15 protein-coding genes are annotated in these 17,995 nt (G+C 72.5%); 12 read left to right on the forward strand and 3 right to left on the reverse strand.

Annotation, left to right across the window (positions count from 1 at the left end; all coding sequences use genetic code 11):
* The first annotated feature begins 47 nt into the window (after nucleotides 1-47).
* The 11 genes from IAG43_RS19670 (at nucleotide 48) to IAG43_RS19720 (ending at nucleotide 13,261) form a co-directional block, all read left to right on the forward strand.
* Nucleotides 48-1,310, forward strand: a complete 1,263-nt coding sequence (locus IAG43_RS19670) for an acylneuraminate cytidylyltransferase (protein WP_187742012.1) — start codon at nucleotides 48-50, stop codon at nucleotides 1,308-1,310.
* Between the two features lie 11 nt (nucleotides 1,311-1,321).
* Nucleotides 1,322-2,245: an N-acetylneuraminate synthase family protein gene (locus IAG43_RS19675; RefSeq protein WP_187742013.1), complete on the forward strand. Its 924-nt coding sequence runs from the start codon at nucleotides 1,322-1,324 to the stop codon at nucleotides 2,243-2,245.
* 665 nt (nucleotides 2,246-2,910) lie between these two features.
* Nucleotides 2,911-3,939, forward strand: coding sequence for a hypothetical protein (locus IAG43_RS19680; protein ID WP_187742014.1), 1,029 nt, complete (start codon nucleotides 2,911-2,913; stop codon nucleotides 3,937-3,939).
* Nucleotides 3,940-4,118: 179 nt separating this feature from the next.
* A complete protein-coding gene (locus IAG43_RS19685; RefSeq protein WP_187744545.1) occupies nucleotides 4,119-5,390 on the forward strand; it encodes an amidohydrolase in 1,272 nt (423 codons plus the stop codon).
* Between the two features lie 240 nt (nucleotides 5,391-5,630).
* A complete protein-coding gene (locus IAG43_RS19690) occupies nucleotides 5,631-6,683 on the forward strand; it encodes a BMP family lipoprotein (RefSeq protein ID WP_187742015.1) in 1,053 nt (350 codons plus the stop codon).
* A gap of 213 nt (nucleotides 6,684-6,896) precedes the next feature.
* Nucleotides 6,897-8,543 (forward strand): ABC transporter ATP-binding protein, encoded by a 1,647-nt coding sequence (locus IAG43_RS19695; RefSeq protein WP_425508651.1) that lies wholly within the window; start codon nucleotides 6,897-6,899, stop codon nucleotides 8,541-8,543.
* The gene (locus tag IAG43_RS19700) at nucleotides 8,540-9,652 is read left to right on the forward strand and encodes an ABC transporter permease (protein WP_187742016.1); all 1,113 of its coding nucleotides are present in this window, start codon (nucleotides 8,540-8,542) and stop codon (nucleotides 9,650-9,652) included. Before IAG43_RS19695 ends, IAG43_RS19700 begins: the two co-directional genes overlap by 4 nt.
* Nucleotides 9,649-10,920: an ABC transporter permease gene (locus IAG43_RS19705; protein ID WP_187742017.1), complete on the forward strand. Its 1,272-nt coding sequence runs from the start codon at nucleotides 9,649-9,651 to the stop codon at nucleotides 10,918-10,920. The genes IAG43_RS19700 and IAG43_RS19705 overlap by 4 nt, the downstream gene beginning before the upstream one ends.
* Nucleotides 10,917-11,312: a cytidine deaminase gene (locus IAG43_RS19710; RefSeq protein ID WP_187742018.1), complete on the forward strand. Its 396-nt coding sequence runs from the start codon at nucleotides 10,917-10,919 to the stop codon at nucleotides 11,310-11,312. The genes IAG43_RS19705 and IAG43_RS19710 overlap by 4 nt, the downstream gene beginning before the upstream one ends.
* Nucleotides 11,313-11,499: 187 nt before the next feature.
* Nucleotides 11,500-12,777, forward strand: coding sequence for a thymidine phosphorylase (locus IAG43_RS19715; RefSeq protein ID WP_187742019.1), 1,278 nt, complete (start codon nucleotides 11,500-11,502; stop codon nucleotides 12,775-12,777).
* 85 nt (nucleotides 12,778-12,862) lie between these two features.
* Complete coding sequence (locus tag IAG43_RS19720) at nucleotides 12,863-13,261, forward strand: STAS domain-containing protein (RefSeq protein ID WP_246574438.1); 399 nt, start codon at nucleotides 12,863-12,865, stop codon at nucleotides 13,259-13,261.
* A 52-nt stretch (nucleotides 13,262-13,313) separates the two neighbouring features.
* Here IAG43_RS19720 and IAG43_RS19725 read toward each other — a convergent pair whose 3' ends face one another.
* From IAG43_RS19725 to IAG43_RS19735, 3 genes are all read right to left on the reverse strand, one after another.
* Nucleotides 13,314-14,312 (reverse strand): sigma-70 family RNA polymerase sigma factor, encoded by a 999-nt coding sequence (locus IAG43_RS19725; protein WP_187742020.1) that lies wholly within the window; start codon nucleotides 14,310-14,312, stop codon nucleotides 13,314-13,316.
* A gap of 91 nt (nucleotides 14,313-14,403) precedes the next feature.
* The gene (locus IAG43_RS19730; protein WP_187742021.1) at nucleotides 14,404-15,099 is read right to left on the reverse strand and encodes a L,D-transpeptidase family protein; all 696 of its coding nucleotides are present in this window, start codon (nucleotides 15,097-15,099) and stop codon (nucleotides 14,404-14,406) included.
* A gap of 101 nt (nucleotides 15,100-15,200) precedes the next feature.
* Complete coding sequence (locus tag IAG43_RS19735) at nucleotides 15,201-16,490, reverse strand: MFS transporter (RefSeq protein ID WP_187742022.1); 1,290 nt, start codon at nucleotides 16,488-16,490, stop codon at nucleotides 15,201-15,203.
* Nucleotides 16,491-16,552: 62 nt separating this feature from the next.
* Between IAG43_RS19735 and IAG43_RS19740 the strand changes: the two genes are divergently transcribed.
* Complete coding sequence (locus tag IAG43_RS19740; protein WP_187742023.1) at nucleotides 16,553-17,521, forward strand: LysR family transcriptional regulator; 969 nt, start codon at nucleotides 16,553-16,555, stop codon at nucleotides 17,519-17,521.
* The last annotated feature ends 474 nt before the right edge of the window (nucleotides 17,522-17,995 follow it).

The raw sequence follows: 17,995 nt of genomic DNA on the forward strand, positions 1-17,995 counted from the left end.
CCCGGCGCCCCTGCCCCGAAGCCGTCCGCCCCCGCACTGGAGCCCCGATGAACGTACTCGCCGTGATCCCCGCCCGGGGCGGCTCGAAGGGCGTCCCCGCCAAGAACCTGGCCCCCGTCGCCGGTGTGCCGCTCGTCGGCCGCGCCGTGCGCGCCTGCCTCGACGCGCCCCTGGTGACCCATGTCGCCGTCTCCACCGACGACGCCGCCATCGCCGACGCCGCACGCGCCGCGGGCGCCGAGGTCGTCCTGCGGCCCGCCGCCATCGCCGGGGATACCGCCACCAGCGAGTCCGCCGTCCTGCACGCGATGGACGCCCACGAGGCCGTCCACGGCACCGCCGTCGACGTCGTCCTGCTCGTCCAGTGCACCAGCCCCTTCCTGACCCGCGACGACATCGACGGCGTCGCCCGCGCCGTCGCCGCCGACGGCGCCGACAGCGCGGTCACCGTGGCCCCGTTCCACGGCTTCGTCTGGCGCGAGGACGGCACCGGCGGCGACGGCGACGGCACCGCCGAAGGCGCCGGGGACGGCGCCGGCCGGGGCGTCAACCACGACAGCTCCTTCCGGCCCCGCCGCCAGGACCGCCCCCAGGACTTCCTGGAGACCGGCGCCGCCTACGCCATGGACGCGGCGGGCTTCCGCGCCGCGGGCCACCGCTTCTTCGGCCGCACCGCCCTCGTCCGCACCGACCCCGCCCGGGTCCTGGAGGTCGACGACCCGCACGACCTCGCACGCGCCCGCGCACTCGCCCCGCTCCTCGACACCGCCGCGCTGCCCACCCACGAGGACGTCGACGCCGTCGTCCTCGACTTCGACGGCACCCAGACCGACGACCGCGTCCTGATCGACGCCGACGGCCGCGAGATCGTCGCCGTGCACCGCGGCGACGGCCTCGGCGTCGCCCGGCTGCGCCGCGCCGGACTCGACCTCCTGATCCTCTCCACCGAACAGAACCCCGTCGTCGCCGCCCGCGCCCGCAAGCTCCAGGTGCCCGTCCTGCACGGCATCGACCGCAAGGACATCGCCCTCAAGCAGTGGTGCGACGAACGGGGCATCGCCCCCGAGCGGGTGCTCTACGTCGGCAACGACGTCAACGACCTCCCGTGCTTCGACCTCGCCGGCTGGCCCGTGGCCGTCGCGAACGCGCACGACTCCGTACGGGCCGCCGCCCGTGCCGTCACCGCGACACCCGGGGGCGAGGGCGCGATCCGCGAGATCGCCGCCTGGCTCCTCGGCCCGCACCTCGACACCCCTGAAACCGCCCGCACATCCCCCGTGACGTCCTCCGAGAAGTCCTCCGAGAAGTAAGGAACACCCCCATGAGCACCACCCGTCTGCGCACCTTCGGCACCAAGACCGCGGGCCCCGGCCGCCCCGTCTACATCACCGGCGAGATCGGCATCAACCACAACGGTGACCTGGACAACGCGTTCAAGCTGATCGACGCCGCCGCGGACGCCGGCTGCGACGCGGTCAAGTTCCAGAAGCGCACCCCGGAGATCTGCACCCCGCGCGACCAGTGGGACATCGAGCGCGACACGCCGTGGGGCCGGATGACGTACATCGACTACCGCCACCGCGTCGAGTTCGGCGAGGACGAGTACCGCGCCATCGACGAGTACTGCCGCCGCCGCGGCATCGACTGGTTCGCCTCCCCGTGGGACACCGAGGCCGTCGCCTTCCTGGAGAAGTTCGACGTGCCCGCCCACAAGGTCGCCTCCGCCTCCCTCACCGACGACGAGCTGCTGCGCGCCCTGCGCGCCACCGGCCGCACCGTCATCCTCTCCACCGGCATGTCGACGCCGAAGCAGATCCGCCACGCCGTCGAGGTCCTCGGCAGCGAGAACATCCTGCTCTGCCACGCCACCTCGACGTACCCGGCGAAGGCCGAGGAGCTCAACCTGCGCGTCATCAACACCCTCCAGGCCGAGTACCCCAACGTCCCGATCGGCTACTCCGGCCACGAGACCGGCCTCCAGACCACCCTCGCCGCCGTCGCCCTCGGCGCCGCGTTCGTCGAGCGCCACATCACCCTCGACCGCGCGATGTGGGGCTCCGACCAGGCCGCCTCCGTCGAGCCCCAGGGCCTGGCCCGCCTCGTGCGCGACATCCGCGTGGTCGAGGAGTCCCTCGGCGACGGCGTGAAGAAGGTCTACGAGAGCGAGCTCGGCCCGATGAAGAAGCTCCGCCGCGTCGCGGGCGTCGTCGCCGAGGCGGGCGACCGCGAGCCGGCGACGGTCTGACCGGCGCTGCAAGCCCGCACCGCGCGCCTCCGGGGCGCGGCCGGGGCCCGGGCCCTCGGGCCCGCACCCGCGCCGCGCACCTTCGGGGCACACGGCCCGCCTGCGCCACCGGGCGCCCGGCGACGCGACCGGGCCTCGGGGCCCGCACCCCGCACGACGGGCCCCGTGGGGCGCACCGCGCCCCGTGGGGCGTGGCCCGGCATCTGCCGGGGTGCGGGCCCTCGGGCCCGTACCGCCGCGCTCTTCGGGCGTACCGCACCACCGCGCCGTGAGGCGCACCGAAGTACCGCGCCCCGTGGGGCGCGCCCCGGTGTCCGCCGGGTGCGGCCCCCCGGGCCCCGGGGGCTTCGCACCGCGCCACCGCGCCGCGAGGCGCACCGCAGCACCGTTCTCGCGGGGCGTGGCCCGGCGACGTGACCGGGCCTCCGGGCCTGCGACCTCGTACCGACGCGCCCCCTCGGGCGTACCGCACCACCGCGCCGCGAGGCGCACCGCAGCACCGCTCCCGCGGGTCGCACCCGGCGCCCACCGGGTGCGGGCCCCCGGGCCCGCGACCCCCGCACCACGCGCCCCCTGGGGCGCACCGCCCACCGCGCCCCCCCCGGGGCGCACCGCACCGCGCCGCCAGGCGCGCACCCCCTCCCCGAATCACGAGGTGAATCCCAGTGAATCTCGCCTTCGTCGAGAGCCCGGTCCAGCTCCTGAACACCCTGGAGTGGGCGTACGCCGAGGGGACCCCGGCCGACGAGCTGACCGTGGTCGTCCTGTCGCCCACCGATCCGATGTCGCGCGGCCAGCTGCGGCGCATGGCGGAGCTGGCCCGTGACGAGGGGTTCAGCGTCCGCTGGCAGGAGGCGCGCGGCGGCGCAGGTGCGCCGCTGCGGACGGTCCGGGAGCTCGGGCCGATGCTGCGCACGGCCGAACGCATCGTCATCGGGGACCCGTTCTCCCGCTACGTCCAGCTGCTGCTGACCCTCGTCGGCGGCCGCGACCTGACCGTCGTGGACGACGGCACGGCCACCATGGAGTTCGTCGCCCAGATCGCCCGCGGCGAGCAGCTGGTGCGCTGGCACCGCCGCGGCGGACGGCGCGGGCCGCGTGAGCTGGTGCTCGCGCCCGTCACGTTCGCCGCCCGCAAGCGGCTCACCCCGGCGCCCGGCCGGCCGGTCGGCGTCTTCACCTCGATGCCGGTCGAGGCGCCGCCCGGTGTGGAGGTGACCGCCAACGACTACGCCTGGACCCGGGCGCGCTTCGGACCGCCGCGGGTGACGCGGGGGGCCGACATGGTCGGCACCTCGCTGGTGGAGACCGGAGTCGTCGGGGCGGAGCAGTACCTGGACGCCGTCGAGGTACTGGCCCGCACCCACGGCGCCGCCCGCTACTTCGCGCACCGCAGGGAGAGCCCGGACAAGCTGCACCGGCTCGCCTCCGTCACGGGGCTGGAGATCGTGCGGCCCGATCTGCCGCTGGAACTGATCGCCCGCCGCGGCCCCATCGGCGCATCGGTGCTCAGCTTCCCGTCGACGGTCGTCCACACCCTGCCGCTGGCGCTCGCCGGCACCGGCATCAAGGTCGCGGTGTGCGACATCGCCCCCGAATGGCTGAAGGAGAGCGCGTCCCCGCGCGCCCGCGGGTTCCTGGCCGTCGTCACCGGCACGGCCCGCGACGTGCACCGGCTGGCGGCGCCCGCTTGAAGGGACGGCCCGGCGGCCGCAACCCGTCCGGGACCTGGACAAAGGGAGTGAGTTTACCCACTGCCCACCGCGCCCATGCTCACCTGCGAGGGGTTTCTTCGCCCGCGAGGCTGATCTTTTGTTGATCGGACGACAGCCGGCCCGCTCGGGGGCATAACCTTCTCTGGGTGAACCAGTTGATGTCCCGCGAGTCCGAAGAAGCCGAACGACCCGGCGCAGTGCCCGCCACGGGCGACGTGCCGGGCGACCAGGCCGTGCCCGGCAGACTGACCGAGCCGCTGCGCGCGGAGCTCATCGCCTTCCGGCGCGACCTCCACATGCACCCCGAGCTCGGGAACCAGGAGTTCCGCACCACGGCGGCCATCAAGGCGCGCCTGGAGGCGGCCGGTCTGAAGCCGCGCGTCCTCGCCATGGGCACCGGACTCGTCTGCGACATCGGCACCGGCTCCCCCGAGGCCGAGGGCCGCCCGCTGTTCGCGATCCGCGCCGACATCGACGCCCTCCCCATCCCGGACACCAAGACCGTCGCCTACCGGTCCACCGTGCCGGGCCGGGCGCACGCCTGCGGGCACGACGTGCACACGACCGCCGCCCTCGGCGCCGGCATCCTGCTGGCCGACCTCGACCGCCAGGGCCTGCTGACCCAGCCGGTGCGGCTGATCTTCCAGCCCGCCGAGGAGGTGCTGCCCGGCGGCGCGGCCGACGCGATCCTCGACAGCGTCCTCGACGGCGTCGGCATGATCGTCGCGGTGCACTGCGACCCCAAGGTCGACGCCGGGCGCATCGGCCTGCGGGCCGGGCCGATCACCTCCGCCTGCGACCGCCTGGAGGTCACCCTCGACGGGCCGGGCGGCCACACCGCCCGCCCTCACCTGACCACGGACATGGTCACCGCCGCGGCGCGGGTCGCCACCGACGTCCCCGCCCTGCTCGCCCGCCGGGTCGACGCCCGTTCGGGCCTCTCGGTCACCTGGGGCCGCATCGAGTCCGGCCATGCGCCGAACGTCATCCCGCAGCGCGCCGAACTCTCCGGCACCGTCCGCTGCCTGGACCTGGAGTCCTGGCGCGAGGCCCCCGACCTGGTGCACGCCGCGATCGACGAGGTCGCCGGCCTGCACCGTGCCAAGTCCCAGATCGACTACGTCCGCGGTGTCCCGCCGGTCGTCAACGACCCGGTCGTCACCGAGCTGCTGCGCGACGCACACGCGGCGCGGCGCGGACCGTATGCGATCGAGAGCACCGAACAGAGCCTCGGCGGCGAGGACTTCTCCTGGTACCTGGAGCACGTCCCGGGAGCGATGGCCCGTCTCGGCGTGCGCCCGCCGGGCGACACCAGGACCCGCGATCTGCACCGCGGCGACTTCGACGTCGACGAGGAGGCGATCACCGCGGGCGTGGAGCTGTTCACGGCCGCCGCGCTGATCGACGGCCGCAGGCGGTACCGGCCGTAGACGCCACGCACCCTCTCCGCCGCGACCCGCCGGGGCGCCCGCCGCCGCGACGCGCGCGACACGCCGGGGCGCGGCGGAGAGGTGACCGCGCGTGGCACGCCGTGCAGGGTGCGTGGCTTGTTCGCGACGATCCGATAACGACTGATGAACAGGTCTTTAACTGACATCTACGCGCGTTACGATCGCCGCGAACCCAGCGCCGGAAGTGGCGCTTTCGGTCAGGTTTTAAGGAGCCTCCCAGTGCGCCGGATCACCAGGATCGCCACCGCGGGCATCGCGTCCGCGGCTCTCGCACTGTCTGTCACCGCGTGTGGCAGCGACTCTTCGTCCGGCTCGTCGAGCTCGGACGAGAACGGCGGCAAGGCCGCCATCGCCTACGACATCGGCGGCCGCGGCGACCAGTCGTTCAACGACGCCGCCTACGCCGGTCTCGAGAAGGCCGAGAAGGAACTCGACGTCCAGGGCACCGAGGCGGAGCCCAGCGAGGGCGAGGGCGACCCGGACAAGGTCCAGCGCCTCACCTCGCTCGCCCGTGCCGACAACAACCCGGTGATCGGCGTCGGCTTCGCCTACGCGCCGGCCGTCGCCGAGGTCGCCCCGAAGTTCAAGGACACCACCTTCGGCATCGTCGACGACACGTCGAAGACCGGACCGAACATCGCCAACCTGGTGTTCAACGAGGAGCAGGGCTCCTACCTGGCCGGCGTCGCCGCCGCCAAGGTGACCAAGACCAACACGGTCGGCTTCATCGGCGGTGTCGAGACCCCGCTGATCAAGAAGTTCGAGGCGGGCTTCGTCCAGGGCGTCAAGGACACCAAGGCGGGCGTCAACGTCAAGGTCCAGTACCTGACGCAGCCGCCGGACTTCGGTGGCTTCTCCAAGCCCGACCTCGGCAAGGCCGCCGCGCAGGGCCAGCTCGACGCGGGCGCCGACGTGATCTACGCCGCCGCCGGCCTCGCCGGTGCGGGCGCCATCGAGGCCACCGCCAAGGCGGGCAAGTGGGCCATCGGCGTCGACTCGGACCAGTACAACCAGAAGGGTCTGGCCGCCTACAAGGAGCGGATCCTGACCTCGGTCACGAAGAACGTCTCCGGCGCCGTCTTCAACCTGATCAAGTCCGTCCAGGACGGCAAGCCGCAGACCGGTGAGATCCGCTACGGCCTCGAGGACGACGGCGTCGCCCTGGCGAAGTCGAACCCGGCGTTCACCTCGATGACCGACGTCATCGCCGCCGTGGACAAGGCCAAGGCCGACATCATCGCCGGCACGATCAAGGTCAAGACCGCCCCGTAAGGGCGCTCTGCACCGGATTACCGGAACAGCCTCGCGTCACCCGGAGGCCGTACCCAGGCCGGGCCCGGTGGACGGCGGACAAACCGCCGCCCACCGGGCCCCGGCCGAAGTTCTGGCCACCGGTTTCGTTCATTCGGCATTGCTACGCGCGTAGACACCTCTCCGGCGCGATAACTTCGCCCCGCCCCCTGCCCGCCGAGCCACCCTGCCCCCCTGCCCGCCGACAGGTCCCCGCCCTGCCCTCCCGGCTCCGTTTCCCGCCAAGGAGAGTGCGTCATCAACGCGTCCAGTCCGTCAACGCCGCCGGCTGCTGCCGTAGAACTGCGCGGCATCACCAAGCGCTTCCCCGGCGTCATCGCCAACCACGACATCGACATCACCATCCGCCGGGGCACCGTGCATGCCCTCGTCGGTGAGAACGGTGCCGGGAAGTCGACCCTGATGAAGATCCTCTACGGCATGCAGAAGCCGGACGAGGGCACCATCACCGTCGACGGCGAGCAGGTCACCTTCTCCAGCCCCGGCGACGCCATCGCCCGCGGCATCGGCATGGTCCACCAGCACTTCATGCTGGCCGACTACCTCACCGTGCTGGAGAACGTCGTCCTCGGGGCGGAGAAGCTCCACGGCATCGGCTCGGCCGCCCGCAGGAAGATCCAGGAGATCTCCGAGGCGTACGGGCTGAACGTCCGCCCCGACGCGGTCGTCGAGCAGCTCGGCGTCGCCGACCGGCAGCGCGTGGAGATCCTCAAGGTCCTCTACCGCGGCGCCCGCACGCTGATCCTCGACGAGCCGACCGCCGTCCTCGTCCCGCAGGAGGTCGACGCGCTCTTCGCGAACCTCCGCGAGCTCAAGGCGGAGGGCCTGACGGTCATCTTCATCTCCCACAAGCTGGGCGAGGTGCTCTCCGTCGCCGACGAGATCACCGTCATCCGCCGCGGCACCACCGTCGGCACGGCCGACCCGAGGACGACCACGACCAAGCAGCTCGCCGAGCTGATGGTCGGCAGCGAGCTCCCCTCACCGGAGACCCGCGAGTCGACGGTCACCGACGTCCCGATGCTGAAGGTCGACGCGCTGCGGCTCACCGAGACCGACCCGGACGGCATCGTCCGCGAAGTCCTCGACGGCATCGGCTTCACCATCCACAAGGGCGAGGTCATGGGCATCGCCGGCGTCGAGGGCAACGGCCAGACCGAGCTCATCGAATCGCTGATCGGCCTGCGCGACCCGGACGGCGGCACCGTCACCCTCGACGGCGCCGACATCTCGCACGCGCCCACCCGCAAGCGGCGCGAGGGCGGCATCGGCTACATCCCCGAGGACCGCCACCGCCACGGGCTCCTGCTGGAGTCCTCGCTGTGGGAGAACCGCATCCTCGGCCACGTCACCGAGGCCCCCAACAGCAAGCGGGGCCTGCTCGACCTCAAGGCCGCCCGCAAGGACACCGAGCGGATCGTGCGCGAGTACGACGTGCGCACCCCCGGCATCGAGGTCACCGCGGCCTCGCTCTCCGGCGGCAACCAGCAGAAGCTGATCGTCGGCCGCGAGATGAGCCACGCGCCCAAGCTGCTCATCGCCGCCCATCCGACCCGCGGCGTCGACGTCGGCGCGCAGGCGCAGATCTGGGACCAGATCCGCGAGGCGCGCCGCGAGGGCCTGGCCGTCCTGCTGATCTCCGCCGACCTCGACGAGCTGATCGGCCTCTCCGACACCCTGCGGGTGATGTACCGGGGCCGTCTGGTCGCCGACGCCGACCCCGCCACGATCACCCCCGAGGAACTGGGCACGGCCATGACGGGCGCCGCCAGCGGACACCTCGAAGCCTCCGAGACGCCTGAGAACGGTGAGGGCCGATGAAGAAGTTCGACAAGGACCGGCTGCTGCTGGGCATCGCCGGCCCGGTGCTCGCCCTGGCCGTGGCCTTCCTGCTCACCACCGTGGTACTGGTCCTCTCGGACCTCGACCCGTTCGAGCCGTACACGCTGATGGTCGAGCAGATCGAGTTCACCGACGTCCAGGTGCTCGTCCTGAACCAGACCGGCACGTACTACCTCGCCGCACTCGCCGTGGCCATCGGCTTCCGGATGAACCTGTTCAACATCGGCGTCGACGGGCAGTACCGCCTCGCGGTCATGCTCGCCGCCGTCGTCGGCGCCTCGGTGGAGCTGCCCGGTCCGCTGCACATCCTGCTGATCGTGCTCGTCGCCATGGGCGTCGGCGCGCTGTGGGCGGGCATCGCCGGTGTCCTCAAGACCACCCGCGGCGTCAGCGAGGTCGTCTCCACGATCATGCTGAACGCGATCGCCACCAGCCTCATCGCCTGGATGATCCTGCCCGCCAACCTCGGCGAGCAGGTCAAGGGCTCCAACGAGTTCACCACCGGCGAGATCCCCGAGTCCGGCTGGTTCCCCGGCGTCGACTTCGACGGCAGCACCATCTACGGCTTCACCTTCGTCGCCTTCGCGATGGGCGTCGTCTACTGGTTCGTCCTCAACCGCACCCGGTTCGGCTTCGACCTGCGCGCCAGCGGCGCCAGCCAGTCGGCCGCCCAGGCCAGCGGCGTCGACGCCAAGAAGATGGTCCTGACGGCCATGCTCATCTCCGGCGCCGTCGCGGGCCTCGCCGGCCTGCCGCTGCTGCTGGGCAGCACCCACACCTACAGCCTGAGCTTCCCGACGGGCGTCGGCTTCACCGGCATCACCATCGCGCTCCTCGGCCGCAACAGCCCCGTCGGCATCTTCTTCGCCGCCCTGCTGATCGCCTTCCTCGACAAGACCGCCGAAGGCATCGGCATCGCCGGCTACCCGAAGGAGATCGCCCTGATCATGCAGGGCCTGATCGTGATCTCGGTCGTCGTCTCCTACGAGCTGGTCCGCCAGTACGGCCTGCGCCGCCAGCAGCAGAAGGTCGGCGAGGAACTGGCCGCCCAGGCCCGCAAGAACAAGGAAGAGGCGAGGACGGCATGAGCGAGTCCACGAGCACGGTCTCGACGGCGAGCACCGCCCCCAAGAAGGGCGGCGGCCGCCGCAAGCTGACCCTCCCCGTCATCCTGCTGATCATCGCGGGCGGACTGCTGCTGTTCTCCCTGGTCCGCGTCATCAGCGGAGCCAACGACCTCACCTCGACCGGCCAGGTCTCCGGAGCCCTCCAGCTCGCGGTGCCCATCGGCCTCGCGGGCCTCGGCGGCCTGTGGGCCGAGCGCGCGGGCGTGGTCAACATTGGTCTCGAGGGCATGATGATCCTCGGCACCTGGTTCGGCGCCTGGGCCGGCTACCAGGCGGGCCCCTGGACGGGTGTGCTCGTCGGCATCCTGGGCGGCGCGCTCGGCGGCCTGCTGCACGCGGTCATGACGGTCACCTTCAACGTCAACCACATCGTCTCCGGTGTCGCCATCACCATCCTCGCGACCGGCTTCACCCGCTACCTGTCGAACTTCACGTTCGCCGAGGCGGACGGCGGCTCGTCGAAGCAGTCCCCCCGCATCGACCAGATCACCGACATCACGATCCCCGGCCTGTCGGACTGGCTCTCCGACCTCCAGGCCAAGCACTGGTTCTTCGTCTCCGACGTCGCCGGCGTGCTGGGCGGGCTCGTCACCAACCTGTCGCTGCTCACCGTCGTCGCCCTGCTGCTCGTCCCCGGCACCTGGTGGGTGCTGTGGCGCACCGGGTTCGGCCTGCGGCTGCGCTCCTGCGGCGAGAACCCGGTCGCCGCCGAGTCGCTGGGCGTCAACGTCTACAAGTACAAGTACATCGCCGTCATCGTCTCCGGCGGCCTCGCCGGACTCGGCGGCGCCTTCCTCGCCATCGTCTCCACCGGCATCTACCAGGAGGGCCAGACCGGCGGCCGCGGCTACATCGGTCTCGCCGCCATGATCTTCGGCAACTGGATGCCCGGCGGACTGGCGCTCGGCGCGGGCCTGTTCGGCTTCACCGACAGCCTCAAGCTGCGCGGCGGCGCGGAGAACGTCCACGCGATGCTGCTCCTGCTGGCGATCCTGCTGGTGCTGGCCTTCGCCTGGCAGCTGTACAAGAAGAAGCACTGGCAGGGCGCGATCTGCCTGGCCGTGGCCGCCGGCCTGTACACCTGGTACGCGCTGACCGACACGCTGCCCAGCCAGTTCGTGGACGCCGCCCCGTACGTCACCACGCTGCTGGTGCTCGCCCTGTCCGCGCAGCGATTGCGGATGCCGAAGGCCGACGGTCTGCCCTACCGCAGAGGCCAGGGCAAGTGACGGCGCCGGCCGGCGGCTGGGAGGCCCTGCGGGAGCGGGCGCGCGAGGCGATGTCGCACGCGTACGCGCCGTACTCGGGCTTCGCGGTCGGGGCCGCGGCCCTCGTCGACGACGGCCGGACGGTGTCCGGCTGCAACGTCGAGAACGCCAGCTACGGCCTCGGGCTGTGCGCGGAGTGCGGGCTGGTGTCCCAGTTGCAGGCCACCGGCGGCGGGCGGCTCACGCACTTCTCCTGCGTGGACGGCCAGGGCTCGCCGCTGGTGCCCTGCGGGCGCTGTCGGCAGCTGCTCTACGAGTTCGGCGGACCGGACCTGCTGCTGGACACCCCGGAGGGCGTGCTCGCGCTCTCCGAGATGCTCCCGCAGGCGTTCGGCCCCGGCCATCTGCGCTGAGCCGGTCCGCACCGCAGCGGCCTCCACCGCGACGGTCCGCACCGGAACGCTCCCGCCGGTCCGGCGCGCGCCGGACCGGCCGGCTCCCGCGGCCCTTCCGCTCCGGCGGAGGGGCCGCTCCCATACCCTTGCTCTATGCGCGTAGAGCCTCCCTCTGCGCACGGAACCACCATCTGGAGGACATGCCATGGACGTCATCTCCGTCATCCGCACCAAGCGCGACCGGGGCGAACTGAGCGACGAGCAGATCGACTGGGTCATCGACGCCTACACCCGCGGTGCGGTCGCCGACGAGCAGATGTCCGCCCTGGCGATGGCCATCCTGCTCAACGGGATGAACCGCCGCGAGATCGCCCGCTGGACCGCCGCGATGATCGCCTCCGGCGAGCGCATGGACTTCTCCTCCCTCTCCCGCCCCACCGCCGACAAGCACTCCACCGGCGGCGTCGGCGACAAGATCACCCTTCCGCTGGCACCCCTCGTCGCCGCCTGCGGCGCCGCCGTGCCCCAGCTCTCCGGCCGCGGCCTCGGCCACACCGGCGGCACCCTCGACAAGCTGGAGTCCATCCCCGGCTGGCGCGCGCTGCTCTCCAACGAGGAGATGCTGCACGTCCTCGACACCACCGGCGCCGTCATCTGCGCCGCCGGCGACGGACTCGCCCCCGCCGACAAGAAGCTCTACGCGCTCCGCGACGTCACCGGCACCGTCGAGGCCATCCCGCTGATCGCCTCCTCGATCATGTCCAAGAAGATCGCCGAGGGCACCGGCTCCCTCGTCCTCGACGTCAAGTGCGGCACCGGCGCCTTCATGAAGAACCTCGACGACGCCCGCGAACTCGCCGCCACCATGGTCGGCCTCGGCACCGACAGCGGAGTCCGCACCGTCGCCCTGCTCACCGACATGTCCACACCGCTCGGCCTCACCGCCGGCAACGCGCTGGAGGTCCGCGAATCCGTCGAGGTCCTCGCCGGCGGCGGCCCCGCCGACGTCGTCGAACTGACCCTCGCCCTCGCCCGCGAGATGCTCGACGCGGCCGGCCTGAAGGACGCCGACCCGGCCAAGGCACTCGCCGACGGCTCCGCCATGGACGTCTGGCGCCGGATGATCGCTGCCCAGGGCGGCGACCCGGACGCGGCCCTGCCCGTTGCCCGCGAGCAGCACGTCGTCACCGCCCCCGCCTCCGGCGTGCTCACCCGCCTCGACGCCTACGACGTCGGCATCGCCGCCTGGCGCCTCGGCGCGGGCCGCGCCCGCAAGGAGGACCCGGTCCAGGCCGGCGCGGGCGTCGAGCTCCACGCGAAGCCCGGCGACACCGTCACCGCCGGCCAGCCGCTGATGACGCTGCACACGGACACGCCCGAGAAGTTCGACTACGCGCTGACGTCCCTGACCTCGGCCTGGGACATCGCCGCCGCGGGCACCGGCTTCACGCCGGACCCGATCGTGCTGGACCGCATCGCCTGACGCGCTTCGCCCCGCGGGGCCCCGTCACGCCCGGCCCCCGCGGGCATGACGGGGCCCCCGCCGAACCGCCGGGGACCGGCCGCCGATGACTTCTCGCGCGACGGCCGGTCATCCCCATGTGGAAGCCGAGCAGACGATCGTCATGCGCATCGCCGGGGGACTCTCCCCGGCCGACGCGCCACGCCTGTGCGAGGAACTGGACGGGAGGCTGAGGGACCGGCCCCCGGGCGACGGCCCCCGTGGCGACCCCCTCGCCCGGGGCGAGCCCGGACCGCCGCCGGTCACCGTCGACGTCGCGGGACTGACCCGGATCGACCTCGCCGTCGTCGAGGCACTCGCGCGTCTCCAGCTCACCGCCCGCCGCCGGGGCACGCGCATCGAACTGTCCGGGGCAGCGCAGGAGCTGATCCTCCTGCTCCGCCTGGTGGGCCTCCACGGACCCGCCGGCATCGGCGAAACCGCACCCGCCGGCCCCGCCCCGTGACCGCGGTCCGCACGGCGGCGGGCGCCCTCCGCGCCCGCCGCCCGCGGCACCGCTACGCGCCGACCGGGGCACCGTCCTCGTCCAGCCGGGCCGGCAGGTCGAAGAGCGGGAACCAGCGCTTGGTGTCGAGGAAGAAGTCCATCCCGCCCACCTTGCCGTCCCGCAGCTCCAGCACGATCAGGGCCCACGGCTCGTAGCCGTCGCCCTCCTGGCTCGGGTGGTAGTGCGCGAACGCCGGGACGCCGTTGGCCACCGTCGGCACCAGCCGCGAGCCCCGGCAGACCTCGCCGACGCCCAGCATCCAGCCCACGATGTCGTCGTGGCCGCGCAGCCACAGGTCGTACGGCGGCATGGACATCGTCGCGTCCTCGTGGAGGAGCGCCGTCAGCGCCTTCATGTCGTACCCCTCGAAGGCCGTGACATAGCGGTCGAGCAGCGCCTGCTGCTCCTCGTCGAGGGGATCGGCCGCGTCCGAGGCGCCCGGCTGCTGCTCCGCCAGCGTCGCCCGCGCCCGCTGGAGGGCGCTGTTGACCGAGGCGACCGACGTGCCCAGCAGCTCCGCCGCCTCGCTGGCCTTCCAGGCCAGCACCTCGCGCAGGATGAGCACCGCCCGCTGCTTGGGGGGCAGGTGCTGGAGGGCCGCGACGAACGCCAGCCGGATCGTCTCCCGCTCCACCGCCGTCTCCGCCGGGTCGGCCACCGACGGCAGCACCCGCCCGTCGGGCACCGGCTCCAGCCAGGTGACCTCGGGGCGGGCGTTCAGCTGGGCCTGGGCGACCGGGGTGGCGGCCGTCAGGTCCATCGGGCGGGCGCGGCGGTTCCCCGCGTTCAGCATGTCGAGGCAGACGTTCGTCGCGATGCGGTACAGCCACGACCGCAGCGACGAACGCCCCTCGAACTTGTCGATGCTGCGCCACGCGCGCACCATCGTGTCCTGGACCGCGTCCTCGGCCTCGAAGGACGACCCCAGCATGCGGTAGCAGTAGCCGGTCAGTTCCCGGCGGTGCTGCTCCAGTCTGGAATCGAGATCCTGTGTCGCGAGGTCGCTCATCGGTCCACCCCTGTCACCCGTCGGTACCGTCCTCGGGAACCTACCGGAGAGGACTGACAACGGGGCCGGGTCCGGGGCTCGCGCCCCTGGATCAGGTACCGGGCTTGCGCCCGTAGACGAACACGTCGTCGCCGTTCTTCAGCTTGTTCCAGTATGCCTTCGCGTCGGCCGGGCGCATATTGACGCAACCACCCGACCCCGGCGGGTTGTACATCGACTTGGTGACCGAGTGGAAGGCCTGGCCGCCGTCGAAGAACTGCGAATACGGCATCCGGACCTTGTAGATCGTCGACCAGTGGTTGATGTTCCGCCAGTAGATCTTCTTCAGGCCCGTGCGGGTCTCGGTGCCGTTCTTGCCCGTGCGCACCGGCACGGGACCGTAGACCAGCTTCTTGCCGTCCTGGATCCAGGACAGCTGGCGCGTGAGGTCCACGCACGCGATGCGGCCCTTGTTCGTCGGGCACTTGCCGGCCTTGTTCGGGTTCTTCCCGGCCGCCCGCTGCTGGAGCATCGTGTCCATCGTGCGCCAGGTGATCGGACCCGCGTAACCGATCGTCGGCGTGATCCCGTGCTGCGACTGGAACGCACGGATCGCCTTGCAGTCGGCCGCCGACTGCCGGCCGTCGGCCGTGCGCCCCAGGAACTTCTCCACCTGCTTCTGGTACGGCCCCGTCGACGTCGTGCACGACGCCGCGTGCGCGGTCCCGCCGCCGAGCACGGCCGTGAGCGGCACCAGCAGGCCGGTGAGACCCAGCGTGATGCCTATTCGTCCTGTTCTGACCCTCATTGCCCCCAACTCCCCTTTACATGCCATCCGGTTGGGACGTCCCGCCGGGTGAGACACACTAAGGGGAGCCGCAGTTGCAGGGACAGCGGGCGTATTTCCGGCTACGCCGCCGCCAGGCCGCGCTCTCGCACCCGCGCCGCGTACGTGCCGTACAGCGTCAGCCCCACGACACCCGCCACGGCCAGCAGACCGAGGCCCACCGTGGCCGCCCAGCCGCCCGCGTGGAACGCCACCGCACCCAGCGTGCCGCCCGCGCTGCTGCCCAGGTAGTACGCCGACTGGTACAGCGCCGACGCCTGGGCCCGGCCCGTCCGCGCCGTGCCGCTCACCGAGGAGGAGGCCACGGCGTGCCCCGCGAAGAACCCCGCGGTGATCAGCACCAGCCCCAGCAGCACCGGCACCAGCGAACCGGCCAGCGACAGCAGCAGACCCGCCGCCGTGGTCGTCACCGCCAGGTACAGCGCCCCACGCCGCCCCAGCCGGGCCACCAGACGGCCCGCGGCCGCCGAGGACACCGTGCCCACCAGGTAGACCAGGAAGATCGAGCCGATCACGCCCTGCGGCAGACCGAACGGCTCCTTCACCAGCCGGAAGCCGATCACCGTGTACACGGCGCCGAACACCGTCATGAACAGCGCGCCGATCACGTACAGCCGCATCAGCAGCGGATCCGCCAGATGCCCGCGCACCGTCCGCGCCAGCACACGCGGGCTCAGCGTGCCCGGAGTGAAGTGCCGGGCCGCCGGCAGCATCGCCCGGAACACCAGCGCGCACACCAGCGCCAGCACGCCGACCGCCGCGAGCGCGACCCGCCAGCCGCCGAACTGCGCCACCCAGCCCGTCAGGATGCGGCCGCTCATGCCGCCGATGCTGTTGCCCGCCACGAACAGGCCGATGGCCGCGACCAGCGCCTTCGGCCGGACCTCCTCCGCCAGGTACGCCATCGCCGACGCCGGCAGCCCCGCCAGCGCCGCACCCTGCACGGCGCGCAGCGCCACCAGCGACTCCAGGTTCGGCGCCAGCGGCACCAGCAGCCCGACCACCACGGCCACCGCCAGCGACACCCGCATCACGGTGGTCCGCCCGTACCGCTCGGACAGCGCGCTCATCGGCAGCACGCACAGCGCCAGCGCGCCGGTCGCCGCCGACACGGTCCAGCTGGCGGCGCCCGCGCTCACACCGAACCCGGCGGAGACGGCGGGCAGCAGGGCCTGCGTGGAGTAGAGGAGGGCGAAGGTCGCCATGCCCGCGGCGAAGAGCGCGAAGCTCATCCGGCGGAAGCCGGGAGCGCCGGGGGAGAGCCGGGAGTCCGAAGGGGTCCGCGTCGCGGCGGAAGGGGACGGCGAGGCGGCGCCCAGGGTGCTGGGCGCCTTGGTACTGGCGGAAGGCATACCCCGAACGTAGGCCCCCGTCTTTCATGCGTCCAATGCATGGAATGGCCATAATCGTTCCCATGGTGCATGAACACAGCTCAGCGAACCGGCTGTCACGCAGTAGTTACACAGAACGTGACGCGCACGACGAGGACACCGCCCTGAGCCTGGCGCCCCGGCTCGCCTACTTCGCCGGCGTCGCCCGCCACGAGCACGTCACCCGCGCCGCACAGGAGATGGGCGTACCGCAGTCCACCCTCTCCCGCGCGATCGTCCGCCTGGAGGAGGACCTCGGGGTCGCCCTCTTCGCCCGGCGGGGCCGCACGGTCTCCCTCACCCCGGCGGGCCGCACCTTCCTCGCCTCCGTCGAACGTGCCCTCACCGAGGTCGAACGCGCCGCCGACTCCGTCCGCGCGGACGCCGACCCCGGCGCGGGACGGGTCGCCTTCGGCTTCCTGCACACCATGGGGTCCGAGACCGTCCCCTCCCTCATCCGTGCCTTCCGCGCGGACCACCCGCGCATCCGCTTCAGCCTCGTCCAGAACTACGGCGAGGCGATGCTCGAACGGCTCCGCGCGGGAGAGCTGGACCTCTGCCTCACGTCCCCCGTCCCCGACGCGCCCGACCTCGTCGCCCGCCGCCTCGACGAGCAGCGCCTGCGGCTGGTCGTCCCCGACGACCACCGCCTCGCCTCCCGCAAACGCGTCCGCCTCGCCGAGGCCGCCGAGGAAACCTTCGTCACCCTCGAACCCGGGTACGGCCTGCGGCGCATCACCGACGACCTGTGCGCGGAGGCCGGGTTCACGCCCCGGGTCGCCTTCGAGGGCGAGGAGGCGGAGACGCTGCGCGGGCTGGTGGCGGCGGGACTCGGCGTCGCCCTCCTGCCACCGCCCGCGGTGGCACGGCCGGGCGTCGTCGAACTGACGGTGACGGCGCCGAGGGCCGTCCGGGAGATCGGTCTCGCATGGCTCGACGGCCACCCGGACACGCCGCCGGTGGCGGCGTTCAAGCGGTTTCTGCTGTCGCGGAGGGGGGTGTTGTTGGCGTAGCCGGACGGGGTGTCCTTGCCGGACGGGGTGGTTCGGTGCGGGTGTGTGGGTGGCGCACCCACGCTGCGCGCGGGTTGTCCTCAGACGCCGGACAGGCTTTGTTGCCCGGTCGGGCATGTGTGTTCTGTGCGGGCGGGGGTGGTGCACCCCCGCTGCGCGCGGGTGTCCTCAAACGCCGGACGGGCTTGAGTTGCCCGAGCTGGGTCCGCACCGCAGAGCGGAGGTTGCGGGTCCCTCCGGAGGCTAGAGCGCCCGCTCGCCCCAATATGACTCTCCCTAGCTCGACGACCGTCGGGCGCTTACGCCTCCTGCGCGCCCCGTGTCCGCGGCGAACGCACCGGCCGGACGGGGAGAGGGAGCATTTCCGACTGCGGGTGAGTGGGGGTGGTGCAAGGTGGCCGTCCGAGACCGGGGACGCGGGACGAGCTCGCGGCGACGAAACGCGCGAGAACCGGGCTATGGGTGTGCGCATCC

Source organism: Streptomyces genisteinicus, from assembly GCF_014489615.1.
GTDB classification, from domain to species: domain Bacteria; phylum Actinomycetota; class Actinomycetes; order Streptomycetales; family Streptomycetaceae; genus Streptomyces; species Streptomyces genisteinicus.

Coding starts and splice junctions, on each gene's coding strand:
- IAG43_RS19670 (WP_187742012.1), top strand. CDS start 48: ATGAACGTACTCGCCGTGATCCCCGCCCGGGGCGGCTCGAAGGGCGTC.
- IAG43_RS19675 (WP_187742013.1), top strand. CDS start 1,322: ATGAGCACCACCCGTCTGCGCACCTTCGGCACCAAGACCGCGGGCCCC.
- IAG43_RS19685 (WP_187744545.1), top strand. CDS start 4,119: ATGTCCCGCGAGTCCGAAGAAGCCGAACGACCCGGCGCAGTGCCCGCC.
- IAG43_RS19700 (WP_187742016.1), top strand. CDS start 8,540: ATGAAGAAGTTCGACAAGGACCGGCTGCTGCTGGGCATCGCCGGCCCG.
- IAG43_RS19705 (WP_187742017.1), top strand. CDS start 9,649: ATGAGCGAGTCCACGAGCACGGTCTCGACGGCGAGCACCGCCCCCAAG.
- IAG43_RS19715 (WP_187742019.1), top strand. CDS start 11,500: ATGGACGTCATCTCCGTCATCCGCACCAAGCGCGACCGGGGCGAACTG.
- IAG43_RS19720 (WP_246574438.1), top strand. CDS start 12,863: ATGACTTCTCGCGCGACGGCCGGTCATCCCCATGTGGAAGCCGAGCAG.
- IAG43_RS19725 (WP_187742020.1), bottom strand. CDS start 14,312: ATGAGCGACCTCGCGACACAGGATCTCGATTCCAGACTGGAGCAGCAC.
- IAG43_RS19730 (WP_187742021.1), bottom strand. CDS start 15,099: ATGAGGGTCAGAACAGGACGAATAGGCATCACGCTGGGTCTCACCGGC.
- IAG43_RS19735 (WP_187742022.1), bottom strand. CDS start 16,490: ATGCCTTCCGCCAGTACCAAGGCGCCCAGCACCCTGGGCGCCGCCTCG.
- IAG43_RS19740 (WP_187742023.1), top strand. CDS start 16,553: ATGGTGCATGAACACAGCTCAGCGAACCGGCTGTCACGCAGTAGTTAC.